Source organism: Arcobacter iocasae (assembly GCF_042214795.1).
GTDB lineage: Bacteria > Campylobacterota > Campylobacteria > Campylobacterales > Arcobacteraceae > Arcobacter > Arcobacter iocasae.
Genome location: NZ_CP090177.1, coordinates 2,870,771 through 2,886,571, shown reverse-complemented (window position 1 = coordinate 2,886,571; position 15,801 = coordinate 2,870,771). Strand labels below are relative to the sequence as shown.

16 protein-coding genes are annotated in these 15,801 nt (G+C 27.2%); 4 read left to right on the top strand and 12 right to left on the bottom strand.

What is annotated here, in order from left to right; genetic code table 11:
* Positions 1-14: 14 nt before the first annotated feature.
* The 10 genes from LXN10_RS14340 to LXN10_RS14295 form a co-directional block, all read right to left on the bottom strand.
* Positions 15-2,216 carry an endonuclease MutS2 gene (locus tag LXN10_RS14340; protein WP_375723663.1) on the bottom strand — a complete coding sequence of 734 codons (2,202 nt, stop codon included), beginning with the start codon at positions 2,214-2,216 and terminating at the stop codon, positions 15-17.
* Between the two features lie 3 nt (positions 2,217-2,219).
* Complete coding sequence (locus LXN10_RS14335; RefSeq protein WP_375723662.1) at positions 2,220-2,951, bottom strand: DsbC family protein; 732 nt, start codon at positions 2,949-2,951, stop codon at positions 2,220-2,222.
* Between the two features lie 55 nt (positions 2,952-3,006).
* Positions 3,007-4,341: an SLC13 family permease gene (locus LXN10_RS14330; protein ID WP_375723661.1), complete on the bottom strand. Its 1,335-nt coding sequence runs from the start codon at positions 4,339-4,341 to the stop codon at positions 3,007-3,009.
* A gap of 17 nt (positions 4,342-4,358) precedes the next feature.
* Positions 4,359-4,889, bottom strand: coding sequence for a molybdopterin adenylyltransferase (gene mog / locus LXN10_RS14325; RefSeq protein WP_375723660.1), 531 nt, complete (start codon positions 4,887-4,889; stop codon positions 4,359-4,361).
* Positions 4,886-5,410 carry a pimelyl-ACP methyl ester esterase BioV gene (bioV, locus tag LXN10_RS14320; RefSeq protein ID WP_375723659.1) on the bottom strand — a complete coding sequence of 175 codons (525 nt, stop codon included), beginning with the start codon at positions 5,408-5,410 and terminating at the stop codon, positions 4,886-4,888. The genes mog and bioV overlap by 4 nt, the downstream gene beginning before the upstream one ends.
* The gene (locus LXN10_RS14315) at positions 5,400-6,881 is read right to left on the bottom strand and encodes an AAA family ATPase (protein ID WP_375723658.1); all 1,482 of its coding nucleotides are present in this window, start codon (positions 6,879-6,881) and stop codon (positions 5,400-5,402) included. The genes bioV and LXN10_RS14315 overlap by 11 nt, the downstream gene beginning before the upstream one ends.
* Complete coding sequence (mtaB, locus tag LXN10_RS14310; protein ID WP_375723657.1) at positions 6,865-8,130, bottom strand: tRNA (N(6)-L-threonylcarbamoyladenosine(37)-C(2))-methylthiotransferase MtaB; 1,266 nt, start codon at positions 8,128-8,130, stop codon at positions 6,865-6,867. Before mtaB ends, LXN10_RS14315 begins: the two co-directional genes overlap by 17 nt.
* Before the next feature lie 3 nt (positions 8,131-8,133).
* Entirely contained in the window at positions 8,134-9,789 is a 1,656-nt protein-coding gene (locus tag LXN10_RS14305; protein WP_375723656.1) for a mechanosensitive ion channel family protein, read from the bottom strand.
* Positions 9,790-10,824: a 3-dehydroquinate synthase gene (aroB, locus tag LXN10_RS14300; RefSeq protein ID WP_375723655.1), complete on the bottom strand. Its 1,035-nt coding sequence runs from the start codon at positions 10,822-10,824 to the stop codon at positions 9,790-9,792.
* 81 nt (positions 10,825-10,905) lie between these two features.
* Positions 10,906-11,274 carry a helix-turn-helix domain-containing protein gene (locus LXN10_RS14295; RefSeq protein WP_375723654.1) on the bottom strand — a complete coding sequence of 123 codons (369 nt, stop codon included), beginning with the start codon at positions 11,272-11,274 and terminating at the stop codon, positions 10,906-10,908.
* Positions 11,275-11,482: 208 nt separating this feature from the next.
* Between LXN10_RS14295 and LXN10_RS14290 the strand changes: the two genes are divergently transcribed.
* Positions 11,483-11,710 carry a hypothetical protein gene (locus LXN10_RS14290; protein ID WP_375723653.1) on the top strand — a complete coding sequence of 76 codons (228 nt, stop codon included), beginning with the start codon at positions 11,483-11,485 and terminating at the stop codon, positions 11,708-11,710.
* On the opposite strand, the gene LXN10_RS14285 is transcribed toward LXN10_RS14290, so the two are convergent.
* On the bottom strand, positions 11,696-12,334 hold the full coding sequence (locus tag LXN10_RS14285; protein WP_375723652.1) for a Crp/Fnr family transcriptional regulator: 639 nt from the start codon (positions 12,332-12,334) through the stop codon (positions 11,696-11,698). The two genes, LXN10_RS14290 and LXN10_RS14285, sit on opposite strands and share 15 nt — an antisense overlap.
* Positions 12,335-12,422: 88 nt before the next feature.
* On the opposite strand from LXN10_RS14285, the gene LXN10_RS14280 reads away from it, so the two are divergent.
* From LXN10_RS14280 to LXN10_RS14270, 3 genes are read left to right on the top strand one after another with little or no spacing between them, the layout of a single operon-like run.
* On the top strand, positions 12,423-12,866 hold the full coding sequence (locus LXN10_RS14280; RefSeq protein ID WP_375723651.1) for a hemerythrin domain-containing protein: 444 nt from the start codon (positions 12,423-12,425) through the stop codon (positions 12,864-12,866).
* A complete protein-coding gene (locus tag LXN10_RS14275) occupies positions 12,853-13,086 on the top strand; it encodes a sulfurtransferase TusA family protein (RefSeq protein WP_375723650.1) in 234 nt (77 codons plus the stop codon). Before LXN10_RS14280 ends, LXN10_RS14275 begins: the two co-directional genes overlap by 14 nt.
* Positions 13,083-14,324, top strand: coding sequence for a hypothetical protein (locus LXN10_RS14270; RefSeq protein WP_375723649.1), 1,242 nt, complete (start codon positions 13,083-13,085; stop codon positions 14,322-14,324). The genes LXN10_RS14275 and LXN10_RS14270 overlap by 4 nt, the downstream gene beginning before the upstream one ends.
* On the opposite strand, the gene LXN10_RS14265 is transcribed toward LXN10_RS14270, so the two are convergent.
* Positions 14,317-15,750, bottom strand: a complete 1,434-nt coding sequence (locus LXN10_RS14265) for a mechanosensitive ion channel domain-containing protein (protein ID WP_375723648.1) — start codon at positions 15,748-15,750, stop codon at positions 14,317-14,319. The genes LXN10_RS14270 and LXN10_RS14265 overlap by 8 nt on opposite strands.
* Between the last annotated feature and the right edge of the window lie 51 nt (positions 15,751-15,801).

Below are 15,801 nucleotides of genomic sequence, written 5' to 3'. Positions count from 1 at the left end.
GCCTATTACCTTTTCTATAATTTTACAACCTTAGCTCCAAATCCACCTTGACTTGGATGGGCATCAGTAAATGATTTTACATTTGGATGTTTGATTAAAAAGTCTTTTACTATTTTAGATAATTTTCCAGTACCAATTCCATGGTAAACTAATACTTCATCAAAGCCAGAGATCAAACAATCAGAAATAAACTTATCAAGTTTTTCAACAGCTTCATCACCTCTTAAACCATGTAAATCAATATTTACATGTCCACCTTGAGGTTTTTCTACACTTATTGTAGTCTTTCTTTTTACTTTTGGTTTAACTTCATTTCCTGACGGTCTTAATTCATCTACATTAACATGCAATCTCATTCCAGCGTCGGTAAGAATTAAAGCTTTTTTGCCCCTTACAGATATTATCTCACCTTTTGAGCTTTTATATTTAACCCTATCTTTTTCTTTAAAGTTATAATTCTCTTCTACTTTTTCTACTGTTATCTCTTTTACTTTTTTATGAGCTATATTTAAATGTTGATGAGACTCTTGATATATCTTAGCTTTTATAGCTTTTTTAGCTTCATCTCTTGCATCTTTATACTCTTTGTGAAGTTTTGATTTTTCATCATTTATATGGTCATCAAGTTCTTGTTTTGCTTCTTTTAGATTTTTATTTAGTTTTTGGTGTGTATCAATTTCAATATCTAATTTAGCTATTTTTTGTTGGTACTCCATCTCTAAAGCACTACTTCGTTCAATTAGTTCATTTAATCTATCTTGGTCATCACCATAGACTTCTTTTGCTTTTTTAACAACATTGATAGGTATTCCATATCTTTGTGCAGTTTCAAAGGCATACGAACGCCCTATTGTACCTTGTAAGAAGTCATAGGTTGGTCTTTGGTTCGCTTCATCATAAATAGCTGCTATTAGTTCAACTTTTTCATTAGCAGCCATAAGAGCTGCCAGTCTTTTATGGTGAGTTGTGATGATGATTTTTATGTTTTTATCTATTAGTTCTTCAATAATTACTTTAAACAAACTAGCTGCTTCATCTGAGTCAGTTCCAAGTTCTATTTCATCAACTCCAACTATTACATCTCTTTGAGTAAATAATTTAGAAAATTCCACCATTCGCCCAGCAAAAGTAGAAATATCATTTTTGACACTTTGAGGGTCATCTAAAACTGCCAAGGCATTTTTAAAATACCCTATAGAAGAGTCTTGACTTGCTCTATAAGGTATCAAATACTTAGACAATAAAACAGCTGAAAGAATTGATTTAAGCATCATAGTCTTTCCACCTGCATTTACCCCTGTTATCATAATAACAGATTTTGAAAAATCAATAGAAATAGGCTTTCCACCATGAAGGGCAGGATGAACAAACTCTTTTAAAATATTTTTTCCATTTTTTGAAGGAATAATAAAATTCTTATCATCAATTTTTGCAAAAAATAATCTTGCTAAATAGTGATCAATTCTATCAAACTCTTTATTTATAAATTTTAAAAATAGTAAGTTCTTTTCAAAAGTTGAAGATATGCTCTTACAAACTTTTAGTAAAACTTCTTCTTGTTTATTTTTAAGGTCTGACTCTTTTTGTTTAAGTTCAGAAATTGAATGTGGCAAAATATAAAAAAATCCAGAATTAGATCTATGCACAACAGTTGCTTTTATAATATTATTAAAACCACCACGCACAAGTAATGTCTCCTCAGAGTTTACATAATGTACTTGTGAATCAACTAAATATGGTCTTAATTTACTATTATTTATAGATTTATGAAGTGCTTGTTTTATAGATTCTTTATTTCTATAAAGGGCATCTTTTATCATGTCTAAATCTTTATCAATTCCATCTTTGAAATTACCTTTTGAATCAAAAAAATCAACTATTTTTTCAACATCATTTGGTATTAATACTTTATCTAGCCATTCGCCAAGTTTTCCCTCAAAAGTAAATCTTTTTAAATAAAGAAAATATTTTATTATCTTTATAAACTCATAAACATCTTCAACTCTTAAAGTACCTTGTTTTTGGATATGAACAATTTTTTCATCAAGGTTTGCAACTTTTTCTGGCTCTTTTAAATCAAATTTACTCAACTCATTTATGAGTCTATAGTGTAAGTTTATATCACCTTCCAAAACAATTGGCTTTTCTCTTGCCAATAGTTTTGAGAATTTTAATAAATACTCTTCTAAATCTAGTTTTTTAAATATCTCTTGCATATATTATTTAACTTCTACCCCATATCTTTCTAAAACTTTTACCCATGAAAGTGCTTTACCATGTATATCATATAGTGTTGGAGTTCCTCTTACACCTAGTTTCTCACCTAATTTCATTTGAGCATCAATAACATTTGTTAAAGCTTCATCTTGTGCTTTAGTATAAGTTTTATCTAAATACACTTTTGTTTCAGGTGTCACGCTTAATAGTGCCTTTACTCTATCTTCATTTGATTTAAATGATAAAATATATTTAGATAAAGGTATTGCATTTTTATGAAAACTCAATGGGAAAAAGAAAATTTTAAACTGAACATCATTTTTAATTTGATCAAAATATGACTCAAACTTTTTACAATATGGACATTCTGGATCTGTAAATAAATAATAAACATCATTACCTGTACCATAAGTTAAAACTTCTTTGTCTTTTAAAATTGATACATCATTAGGAATTGAAACTTGTTCACCAGACACAACATTATAAATTTTACCTGCAATTAAATATTTCTTATCAGCAGTTAAAACTAACTCTTGAATATTTTCTTGAATATTTACTCTTAAAAGGTAAAAATTATCTTCTTTATAAGCTTTTAATACTTTCATCCCCGATCCAAAAAATATTGGAAGCTTTCCTAATTCATTTACCTCACTTTTACTTAATTCTGTTGATGCAAAGGCATTCAAGGAAATTAACATACTAAATAAAAACATCAATTTAAAAATCTTTTTCATTCTATTCTCCTAAATTTTATAGATATTAACATATCATTGTTAATTAATTGTAAAGCTATATACTATATTGCCAATAAACCATTGCAATAATTGTTATAAAAACTATACCTAAAATATTAAAAACCAATCCATATTTTGCCATATCACTTACTTTGACAACTCCACTACTCATGGCTATAGCATTTGGTGGCGTGGCAATTGGCAACATAAAGGCATAAGAAGCACAAATAGTTGCAACAAATAAAATTAGTGATAAATCAACCCCTCCCACATTACCAAGGGAATAAAGAATAGGAAGAACAACAGATATTAAAGCAGTATTTGATGTAATCTCTGTAGTAAAAGTAACTAAAGCAGCTACTAAAAGTATAAGTAACACGACTGGTAATCCTGTTAAGGATAATAAATGATGTGCGATTACATCAGCTAAACCTGTTTTTGAAAATGCCATAGCAATAGAAAAACCTGCACCAAATAAAAACATAATTTCATATGGAACTTTTACAGTATCATCCCAAGTTAAAAAACCAATTCTTGGTAAAAACATCAATAAACCATATCCAAGAAGTATTCCTTTTTCATTTAGACCTAATCCCATATAATAAGGTTCTATTTTTGAATTTACAAATAATAAAACAATTAAAGATCCAAGAATATATATCAATCTCTTTTGGTCACTAGTTAAGGGTTTAATTTCATGTAAACTAGCATCAATAACCGAATTTTTTAAACCCAAAGATAAAATATATGGAATAACTATTAACATTGCCATTGCTAATGGAGCTGTTAATACTATCCATTTAACAAAAGGAATTGCTTCGATATGATGTTGTTCCATAAAACCTAAAAGAATAAGATTTGGTGGAGTTCCTATTGGCGTAACTATTCCTCCAATACTTGCTCCATATGCAATTGATAATACAAATCTAAGTCTAACTTTTGCATCATCACTTAGATATATAGCAATTGGAATTAGTAAAAGTGCAGTTGTAGTATTTGAAATAAGTGAACTCAAACATGCTGAAGTAATAGCAAGTGAGAAGATAATTCCCCTTGGTGTATTAGGAAATAGCGTTAAAAGTTTATTTGAAATATACTTATGCAACTCTGTTTTTTGAGTAGCAATGGCTATCATAAAACCACCTAAGAAGAGAAAAATTATTGATTTTGAATAATTAGAGGCTGTTTCATTGGTGCTTAATATATCAAAAGTAGGGAAAAGTAAAATAGGCAATAAGGATACAACCCCTAAAGCTAAGCCCTCATTTGACCATAATACTACGAGTAAAAATATTATAGAGATTAAAGTTGCATGTTGAGTTGAAAAGTAAAAACTTAAAAGATAAAAGAAAATTACTGATAATGCAATTGTTATAATGATTTTTTTCAATTTATTTCCTATATAACTTATTTTTGTTTTGGTCTAAATGGTTTAATAACCTCTTCATTACACTCTAAAAAAGGTCCTTCCATCAAATCAATACAATATGGAATTGCTGGGAAAACTGCATCTAAACACTCTCTTATAGATTTAGGCTTTCCGGGAAGATTTACAATCAAAGAACTTCCTCTTAATCCTGCTGTTTGTCTAGATAAAATAGCTGTTGGTACAAACTTTAAAGACTCTGCACGCATAAGTTCACCAAAGCCTGGCATCATTCTATCGCATACATTTTCTGTAGCTTCTGGGGTCACATCTCTTTTTGCAGGTCCTGTTCCACCAGTAGTTACTACTAAACAACAATTTTCATTATCAACTAGGTCTTTTAAGGTATTTTCTATTGTTTCTTGGTTATCTTCAATACATTTGTATACTGGTTCCCATTTGCTAGTTAAGTAATCATTTAATGTATCAATAATAGCTTTACCTGATAAATCTTCATATACACCTTGGCTTGCTCTATCACTTGCAGTTATTATTCCAATTCTTATTTTCATAAAATTCCTTTTAAAATATGTCCATGATTTTTCATAAAATAAACAGTTGAAAAATCTTTAAAAAACTCATAGGCTTTTTTTGAGTCTATGATTTTATCTTCTTTACCTAAATAAACTTCTATTTTAGTTCCTTTTTTTAAAAGCTGATTTATTTTCTCTTCATCCCACTTATAAGTTAAAAGAGTTTGTAACTCTTCAAAGGAACCTTCTTTAAAATACTTTGAGACATCAATACTTGAAGGATAAGATATATTTTTTAAAAAGTTTTCACAATAATTCTTTGCATCTTTTTTGAAAAACATTAATTGCATTCTTACAAATTTTTCATTTTGAGTTTGAAAAAATGCAGGAGAAAAGAGTTGAATTAAATTAATTCTTTTGTCACTATTTAAAGCTTCTTCAAATACCTTTATAGCTCCATATGAAAAGCCAGAAAGTGTAAAATCATTTTCTATTAAATATTCACAAAAGAGTTCTTTTTCATTATTTAAACAAAAACCACTGAAGTAATTAGATTTCATTTTCTTCTATTACTTCATTTTCTATCATAATTTTTGACAATCTAGTTATTTCCGCATAATTTTCATCAAAAATAGTTTTTAATTCAACTTTCGTCTGATCAATTAGCTCTTTACTTTCTCTAGCCATTGCAAATTTTTCAACCATCTCTTTTGCTAATTTATTCGCTTTTTCTAAATCCTCTTCAAAAATAGCATATTGCTCATCTTTTAGTACTTCAATTCCAATACTTCCAGCTAAATATTTTTTAAGCTCATTTTTAAGCTGATTTTTTGAAGGGAATACGCTATTTAGTTTCGTACTATTTTCATCAAATAGTGAAACCTTTTGTTTAGTAATAAAAGCTTTTGAAGCTTGATAAATAGATAATATCTCTTTTTCATTATTTGATAAAATAAAATTCTCTTTTTTACCAAATTCTAATTTATTTTTTGCGATTTCTATATGCTTTTTTTCAAGAACTTTATCATTTAACTTTATCATATATAACATAGCTTCATTGATAAGTGTTGAAATAGAAGAAGATGAAAATCCAGAAAGATTAGTTGTAAGAGTTTCTATATCAATATTATGTTTTATTGATTTTAAATATAATTCTAAAATTTCTCTTCTATCATTTATATTTGGAAGTGTGATTTTAACCCTTCTATCAAATCTTCCAGCTCTTAAAAGTGCATCATCAAGTACTTCTATTTTATTAGTTGCTGCTATTACGATTACACCATTATCACCTTCGAAACCATCCATTTGAGTTAGAAGTTCATTTAGTGTTGATTCTCTCTCATCATTTGATTTTCCACCTCGCTCTTTTCCAATAGCATCAATTTCATCAATGAATATAATAGATGGAGCATTTACTTTGGCTTTAGCAAAAAGTTCACGAACTTTTTTTGCACCCATTCCCACATATATTTGTACAAAACTTGCACCACTTTGATAAAAAAATGGAACATTTGCTTCACCTGCAACTGCCCTTGCAATCAAAGTTTTACCTACACCTGGAGGTCCATAAAGTAAAACACCTTTTGGTAATTTAACTCCATATTTAAAATATTTTTTAGGATTATGCAAAAATTCAACTATCTCTTCAAGTTCTTCTTTTACTTGTGCAATACCTGCTACATCTTTAAATGTAGTATTTGGTTTTACAGCTTCAATATGAGAACTCTCTTCATCTGGAACTTCTTCATTCACCGCTTTTCTTTTTTCAAGTTCTTGAGCAAATATTGAATTTTTTACTTTATTTCTATTGATAAATTCTTGTATCTTATCTCTTTTTAATCTTGCAACTACTGCAAAAATCAAAAGAAATACAATAAAAACTAAACCAAAACTATAAGTACTAGTTTGGATATATGATGAACTTTTGTAAATAGTATAAAAAAATAGTACAACTAACGCTATACCTGATAAAAGCATGAGTTTTAAGTTCTTATCTCTATTATTCTTCATGTCATTAGAATTTTGCAACATTGATTTTATCCTTTGCTTCATAATTCTCTATAAAAACCCAATCTCCAACCAAGTCAGCATTACTTTGGATTTCTATTTGATTAAAATATTGATCTAGTCCTATATATTTTCCATTTTTTTCTTGCTCAATTAATACTTCTAAAGTAGTTTTATTGTTTTTTCTAAAATTATAATTTTTCTCATCTATGATTGAAACAAGTTCATTATATCTAGCTTTTGCAATATCACCTTTTACTTGCTCTCTCATAGTTGCACTTGGAGTTCCATCTCTTTTTGAGTAAGTAAATGCATGTACATGAGTAAGGGGGAATCTATGCAAGTTTTCAATTGCTTCTTTCCACAACTCATCTGTTTCACCAGGATGCCCTACTATAAAATCTGTTCCAAGAGCATAACCTTTATCTTTTAGAAATTCAAAAAGTTCTAGGTCACTTAATACTTTATTTCTTCTATTCATGATTTCCAGCATCTTTTTAGAAGTATGTTGAAGTGCTATATGTAGATGTCTTGCCATAAATGGCTCATCAATTATTTCTTTAAATTCATCATCTATTTGAATAGGCTCTATACTTCCCATTCTAATTCTTCTAACACCTTTGATTAAAGAGATTTTTTTAAGAAGTTTTGCTAAAGAAGTATGCTTTTTCTTACCATAAGAACCAACATTTGTACCAGTTAGAATAAACTCTCCAAAGCCATTACTAGCAAGTGTTGTAATTTGTTCTAAGATTTTATCTTCACTATAACTTCTTGCATCTCCTCTTACATAAGGAATGATACAATAAGAACATCTAAAGTCACATCCCTCTTGTATTTTGATAAATGCTCTACTTTTTCCTACAAACTCTTCAACAATAGTTTCATCAATATGTTCTAAATCACCAGCATTGAAAAATCGTTCTTCATTTTTAAGAAGTTCATTGATATTTTCTTTTTCACTATGCCCAAATAAAGAATCAACTTTGTCTTCTTTAAACAAAGTCTCACCCTTTGTCCAAACTCCACAACCTGTGAAAACAACTCTTGGTTTATTTGGAAGTTTATTTAGTGAGTTTATATAACCTCGTGCTGTACTATCTGCACTATTTGTAACTGTACAAGAGTTGATAACAACTACATTTGCACTCTTTTCATCTTGTGTTATTTCAAAATCTTTTAGATTACTCATCATAACTTGAGTATCGAAAACATTTGTTCTGCAACCAAAGGTTTTAAAATAAACTTTTGGTTTTGTATTTGTAAAATTCATATTCTATGGAGCCTCTGGTAAATCTGCTGGGGGAACGCGTTCTGCTTGGTTCGACCCTAAATTAATTTGTTGTGTAGGATAAGCTATTGTAATATCATCCTCTGCCATAAATGCCTGCAAAATTTCTGGAGACATTGTACTTCTTAAAACTAGTGCAGCATAAGAGTTAGTAAGATACCAAGAAGAGATTACAATCCCGTAAGGTTCAACAAAAGTATAAACTCTAGGTTCAACTCCTGTTGCTCTTAAGTTATATTTATTTCTCATTTTAGATAACTGTTTTCTTGTAATATCTGTATAACCTTTTGAGTAGTGTTTTAATATCTCTTTTGCTATATGCTGTGCTTTTTTATAGTTTGAATCAAAAGTAATAGTAATATCAATACCATCCCAAACTGTTCTTAATCCCGAGTGGGTATAGTTTGCAATCATTTCAGAAAAAACATAATTATTTGGTATAAAAAATATTCTTCCTGTTCTTCTATTTACTTTGTATGAAGTTAAAGTAATATCTTCTCTAATAGTAATTTTAAATAATGAGATATCAAGAACATCCCCAACTGCTTCAACACCACCTCTTGTAACTTTTATTCTATCTCCAACTTGAATAGAACCAGAAGTAACTATTACCATCCATCCAAAAATAGACATAAACCAGTCTTTTAAAGCAATAGCAATACCAGCAGATGCAAACCCTAAGATAGTAATAACATAAGAAACATTATCAATATATGAAAAAAGCACAATCAATACAATCAAAAGAACTAAAACAAAATTTATAACTTTGTTTGCCATATAAAAGTTTTCATTTTGTGAAAAATACTTTTTAAGAGCAAGTTTTACTAAAAATGAAAATATAAAGACAACAGCAATTATAGAAAAAATAATAAATGATTTTGAAATTTGCTCTGCTATTTGACTATCAGTTTCTAAAACAACTTGTTCGATTTTTCTTGTATAAACTTCACTAGTAGTAGACAAAATCTCTAAAACCATATTGAAGTCTTTTTTCTCACTATCTAAAAAGTTTATTTTCTTTTCATACTCATCTTTTGGATCTAAATTATATAAATCAAGGTATAAAAGCATCTTTTCATCTAAAAGAGTAATTAACCTTGAAACTTCATCAATAGTTCTATTAAACTCTTTTTTGTGATCTTTCATTTTCTTTTTATATGAAAGAGCATTGATAATACCAAAAGGGTTTGTTATAGGTTCATATTTCTCTATTTCTGGAGGATCAATCAACTTTCCAATAGGTGAATCTTTATATTCAGAGATAAGTTCTAACTCATTTTTTTTGATTCTAATTTTATTTTCTACTTTGTATAATAAATCCCTATTTTTCTTATTTACATCTGTTAATTCATCTTTTAAAGAGTGTAACTCTTTAGAAATACTTCTATATGCAATATAATTAGAATATCTTTTTATTAAAATATCATCTTCTAATAAATCATTTATTTTTTTAATTTCTAAAAGATAATTATCAATCTTAGCTTTAATTTCAGGCGTTGGTTCTAACATAACTAACTTAGACTCTTCTTGAGTGTTTACATTTTCATTTGCAACAGCAGAGTCATTTGGATTTTCGATTTTTGCAGCACTTAAATTTATTGTAAATACAATAGAAAAAATCAGAAAAAATATTTTTCTCAATTAAAATCCTTTTAAAACATCAATAATATCAGTTTTGCATACTTCATCAGTGATTTTACAATCACCAATACCAACGGGCAAGATAAATTTAATTTTATCATCAAGGCTCTTTTTATCTAAGAAAAAGTGCTCATAAAAATCTTCCACATCACTTATTTTATAAGTTGTGGGAATATCATATTTTTCCAAAACTTTTTTTACTCTTATAGTATCTTCTTGGCTCATAAGTCCTACTTTTTTTGCTACTTCATTTGCCATAATCATACCAATACCTACAGCTTCACCATGTAGATATTTTGAGTATTTTGTCTCATTTTCTACTACATGTCCAAAGGTATGTCCATAATTTAAAGCAGCTCTTATTCCATTTTCTTTTTCATCTTGAGATACAACCCAAGCTTTTGTTTCAACAGATTTTTTGATGGCAACTTTTATGTTTTCAACATTTGTCAAATCATTTTGTTCAATCCATTCAAAAAATTCTTTATTGAAAGTTACTGCCATTTTTACAATTTCTGCAATTCCAGCGGAGAATTCTCTTGCAGGCAAAGTAGTCAAAAAGTACGGGTCAATGTACACAGCTCGTGGTTGATGAAAAGCTCCAATTAAGTTCTTACCAAACTTATTATTTACACCAGTTTTACCTCCCACACTTGCATCAACTTGTGATAATAGTGTTGTGGGTACTTGTATAAAATCAATACCTCGTTGGTAAATAGCTGCACAAAATCCAGTCATATCCCCAATTACACCCCCACCAAATGCAATTAGTAGAGATTTACGATTTAGTCTATTTTCAAAACAATGATTTAAAATCATATCAATGGTTTCCATATTTTTATACTCTTCACCATCGGGTATAGTTACTATACTTAAGTTATTAGATTTTATTTTATTTTTTAAATATTCTAAGTGGTATCCACTAACAGTTGGGTTAGTTACAATTACAACTTTTCTATCAAAAGTCAACTCTTTTAATTCATCAATTGTTATGTCATATGAAATATTATTTGGTAGTTTTATATTTACAATCATTTATTAATTTCCAGCTTTATAAAGTGCATAGATTATATCTAAAAAGATTTAAGAAAAGATAATGTTTTTATTAGGGTGTTTTTATATATTTGTATTAATATTTTCTTTTATTTCAATTTCTAAAATATCTGATTTTATTTTATGATAATAATACTCTTGTTGTTTATAAGGTAAAAGTTCTAAATACTGTTTTATTAACTCTACATAATCTTTTTCTTCATTATTTTTATTTTTTTTAAGAAACATTTCTCCCTCACCTGATATTAACCATTCAATTGAAATGTTATATCTTAAATTCAACTTTTCAAGAAAGGTATGGGGTATGTCTTTTACTTTAGCTTGTTCGTAACTTTGATAAGTTCTACTTGGCATACTTAAAGCTTCAGAAAAATCTTTTTGTGAAGAGAAATTCAAAGCTTCTCTAACATGTTTAATTCTTTTATAAATCAATATTATGTTTCCTATGCAACAATTTAATGTATTTTTTACTTGACTTTAAACATTATATTGTGATATTATCAACATTATAATGTTTTATGTGTATTTTGTTATCCGTTATAACTTATAAGAATACCGAAAAATCGTTTATTAATCAAATAAAGTTTATAAAATAATTATTTAGTAGATACAAATAAATATCTATTTTAGGAAATAAAAAATGTTAAAAATTAAATTTAATTCAGATACTAAAAAATTTGATTTATATAAAGAGACTATTGAAAATAATGAAATAAAAGAAGTTTTTAAAGAGAGTTTAACTCATGAAGAGATGAATGAAAAAATAAAAGAATATAGTGCCCAAATATCTAATATAACAAATAATATAAATATCTTCTATTTAGCTGTACAAAAATATCCTTCTAATCAAATTCTAAAATTGGAATAACTCTTTTAACTTTTTGTGATCTAATATTTTAATATGACCCTTATTATTTTCAATGATTTTATCTTTTTTTAGTTTTGATATTTTTCTTGATAATGTCTCTGGAGTTATATTTAAAATTGAAGCAATTTTTACTTGTCTTAAGCTTGAAAGGATATCTTCATTTTCATATAAAAATTGTGTTATCTTTATATTACTATCTGCTGTTATGTTAAAGTTAATAAAGTTTTCTAAAGCTTTTATTTTCTTAGTAAGTGATTTAATTAGCATCATTGAGATTTCTGGCTTGTATAAAAAGTTTTCTTTAAATTTATTATACTCTATTACATAAACTTCTGAATCTACTTCAAAAGAACAATTAGCAGGATAAGGTATCTCTTCATAATTTGCAATTTCTGCTATAAAAGTAGGTGCTCTTAAATTGTGAATTATTACTTCATTATCTTTGTAATCATGTTTGTACACTTTTACTATTCCACTTACTAAAAGATATAAATATTTTGCCTCATCACCTTTATAAAAAAGTATTTCATCTTTTTTATAACTCTTTTTTCTACTTATTTTTTCTAGCTCTTTTTTTTCTTTTTCATCTAAAGAATCAAAGAAATAATACTCATGTATATTCATTATTTGTCTTTGTATTGATTGGTATCAATTTAATTTCTTTGATTTTATGCAAAGATTACAAAATTTAAAATTAATCGGAGAAAATAAAATGACAATTAAAGAGTATATGACACATAACCATAAAGAGTGCGATGAATTATTAGCACAACTTGAAAATGAAGTAGAAGATGGAAATTGGGACAAAGTATCAAAGTTAAATGATGAGTTTAAACATGAGACCTTAAAACATTTTGATATAGAAGAGAGTTATTTGTTTCCTATGTTTGATGAAAGATCTGCAAATGGTGGTTGTGGTCCAACTAAGGTTATGAAAATGGAGCATGATCAAGCAAGAACAATCTTTCCCAAACTAGAAGAAGCTATTAATGAAAAAGATAGTGATAGATTTTTTGGTCTTAGTGAATCTTTGATGATACTTATTCAACAACACAATTCAAAAGAAGAGCAAATGTTATATACAATGATGCAAAACCTTTTCAACAATGATAATGATGCTATTGTAGAAAAACTACAATCTTATGAATTCAAATAAAACTACTATTCTAGATGTAAGTGAGCTTGAAGCCCCTTACCCTCTTTTAAAAGCTTTAGAGGCTATACATGAAATTAAAAATGATGAAACACTTATTTTCATACATAGAATGAGTCCTTGTAAGCTTTTTGAAGCACTAGAAAAAAATAGTTTAAATTATGAAGTTATAAAAGATGATGAGAACTATTTTGAGATGAAAATTTATAAAGGCAACAAATGAAAATGCAAGGTTTATCACTAGATCAAGCTCCACCTTATAAAATACCGATGATATATTATATTATTGCTAGTTTTTATTTGGTGGGATTTTGCCTTTGTATGTTTATTTATGCAAGTGGTATTGAAAATAGATATTATTATGAAGCTATTGCAATAACTCATATATTAACTTTAGGCTTTTTTACCCATGTTATGATTGGTTCATTATTTCAAATGATTCCTGTGATTATTGGTGTTGCATATAAAAAAGTAAATTTTCAAGCGATATTTGTACTTCTTTTTTTTAATATAGGAACAATATGTTTTATAATAAGCTTTTTATTTTCAATTAAAATCTTTATGCATATTGCATCTTTGTGTTTGTTAATTGCACTTATATTTTTTGCACTAAGTACTTTTTTTACTATTTTAAAAACCAAAGACAAAAATCCTACAGTTAAGACATTTATAACAGCACTTAGCTTTTTATTTTTGGGAGTAATTTTGGGAGTAATTACCTTAATAAATCATGGTAGTGGTTTTACTTCTAAAAACTTTGCAGATGTACATATTACTTCTATCTTTTTTGGTTGGCTAATCATGCTAATAAGTGGAGTTTCATACAAAGTGGTTCCTATGTTTTATGTGACAAAAGAGTATCCACTTTTTATAAAAAACCATTTTTATTGGATAATTTCATTAATTCTAATTTTTTTATCACTATTTATAATTACTGATTCAAAGTTTGTGCCAATATTTAAAACTCTATTAGCTGTATTTACATTAATCTTTTCACTTACCACAATATATTTACTAAAAAATAGAAAAAGACCAAGAATAGATACCACTATAAATCTTTGGTTCTTTGCTATGATAAACTTATCTTTTGCTTGTGTTATTTGGATGATAAGTATTTGGATAAAGATTGATTTTGATTTTCTACTTGCAGTTGTTTTTGGTCTTGGTTTTGCATATTCAATAATAAATGGAATGTTATATAAAATAGTTCCATTTCTCACATGGTTTCATCTTAGTTCAAAAATGATATTTGATGCAGAAATGTCGCAAGTTATAAAAAGTAAATATATGAAACTTCAATACAATATTTTTATTGTTAGTTATTTTGTATTTTTATTGGCTCTTTTATTTAAACCTTTTATTTATGTAGCGATTCTTTTATTTCTAATTTCATCTATGATATTAAGCTATAACATCATAAATGCATTTAAGTATTACCAAAAACTAAACAAAACTATTTAGAGTAAAAAGAGATTCCTTCGTCAAGTAATCTCTTTACAACTTTTTGACTTAGTTGAGATTTCAATTCCATGATTTGATGATAAGGGGCTACATACCAAATACGAAGAGTAAAAAAAGGCTCTTTTGAATCAGGAATAAGATGTATTCTTGGTCTAAATTCTCTTGAACGCATATCATATCGTTTCTTCATACTTTGAAACTGTTTATTTGCTACTTCCATATATCTTTCAGTCATTTCATAAGCAACCTCAAAAGCTATTGTTTCTACTTTGTGAGTATCTTCTCCAAAAGGAATACTTAACTCTATCATGTCATAGATATTTTTCATCTTGTCATGGGTATAGTTATATACATAATTGTTTACAAAAACATTATTTGCTATAAATATTATTCGTCCAGCAATTTTTATTTTTGAAGAAGTAGTATTATTTATACTTTCATATAAACTTACTTTAAACAGTGATATTTCAATGACTTCACCAATAACAGGATTTCCATCAATATTAACTAAAATTCTATCACCTATTTGAATCTGGTTACCAAGTATCAATTGAAGCCAAGAAGCAATACTTTGTAAATACTCTTTCATAGCGATAGTCATTGCAGCTGCAATAACACCAATAAGAGTTGCAGCATAAATTATATTATTAATATTAAAGGCAATTGCCACTAAAAATATTATTATAAAAAAAGTGATATTTAAAACTTTTTTCACTTTAAATAGTTTTTCTTCATTATCAATTTTTTTGATAATAAAATATTTTATAATATAAAAGACTATAAAAAGTAAAATTATAATTGATAAATTTAAAAGATGAGTTACAAATTGGGTTTCTCCATACTCTTTTAAAGCATTAAAATATAAATCTTTTGTACGATTTAAAACTTCTTCTTTACCCTCTAATAATCCCTTAGCATTTTCAAAATATGCTATTTCTTTTTGTAATTGCTCTTCTTTTTGAAGGTTTTTATTATCTTGTGAAATAGTAAGTTTAAGTTCATTTTCTAAATATTCAACCGCTTCATCATACTGGTTTTTTAAAAAATTTAACTTTTGAGTTTGAGCAGCAAATTTTATCTTTTTACTTGCAAAAAGATATTCTATTAGATTTATATCCTTTACATTTGTATTAATTGTTACTTTGTCTAACATACTGTTAAAACTTTTAGGTAATTCATCAAGTATTGCTTTTTTGCTTTCTTGAAGACTCAATAATTGTTTTAATTCTGCTTTTTTTTGTGGATTAGCTTTTCTTATATCTTTTTCTAATTGTCTGATACTTTCTTCAAGAGCTTGTGATTTTTGTAGATTATTATAAACTTGAAGCCAACTATTATTATCTTTATCTATAATATTCAACTCTTCTGCAAAAATTCCCTTTGATAATATACAAAATACAAATATAATACTTAATAATTTTTTCACAACATCCCCATATTATTTTTTATAAATGTATATTAACATAATCCTCTTTTT

Coding starts and splice junctions, on each gene's coding strand:
- LXN10_RS14340 (WP_375723663.1), bottom strand. CDS start 2,216: ATGCAAGAGATATTTAAAAAACTAGATTTAGAAGAGTATTTATTAAAA.
- LXN10_RS14335 (WP_375723662.1), bottom strand. CDS start 2,951: ATGAAAAAGATTTTTAAATTGATGTTTTTATTTAGTATGTTAATTTCC.
- mog (WP_375723660.1), bottom strand. CDS start 4,889: ATGAAAATAAGAATTGGAATAATAACTGCAAGTGATAGAGCAAGCCAA.
- bioV (WP_375723659.1), bottom strand. CDS start 5,410: ATGAAATCTAATTACTTCAGTGGTTTTTGTTTAAATAATGAAAAAGAA.
- LXN10_RS14315 (WP_375723658.1), bottom strand. CDS start 6,881: ATGTTGCAAAATTCTAATGACATGAAGAATAATAGAGATAAGAACTTA.
- mtaB (WP_375723657.1), bottom strand. CDS start 8,130: ATGAATTTTACAAATACAAAACCAAAAGTTTATTTTAAAACCTTTGGT.
- aroB (WP_375723655.1), bottom strand. CDS start 10,824: ATGATTGTAAATATAAAACTACCAAATAATATTTCATATGACATAACA.
- LXN10_RS14290 (WP_375723653.1), top strand. CDS start 11,483: ATGTTAAAAATTAAATTTAATTCAGATACTAAAAAATTTGATTTATAT.
- LXN10_RS14285 (WP_375723652.1), bottom strand. CDS start 12,334: ATGAATATACATGAGTATTATTTCTTTGATTCTTTAGATGAAAAAGAA.
- LXN10_RS14280 (WP_375723651.1), top strand. CDS start 12,423: ATGACAATTAAAGAGTATATGACACATAACCATAAAGAGTGCGATGAA.
- LXN10_RS14275 (WP_375723650.1), top strand. CDS start 12,853: ATGAATTCAAATAAAACTACTATTCTAGATGTAAGTGAGCTTGAAGCC.
- LXN10_RS14270 (WP_375723649.1), top strand. CDS start 13,083: ATGAAAATGCAAGGTTTATCACTAGATCAAGCTCCACCTTATAAAATA.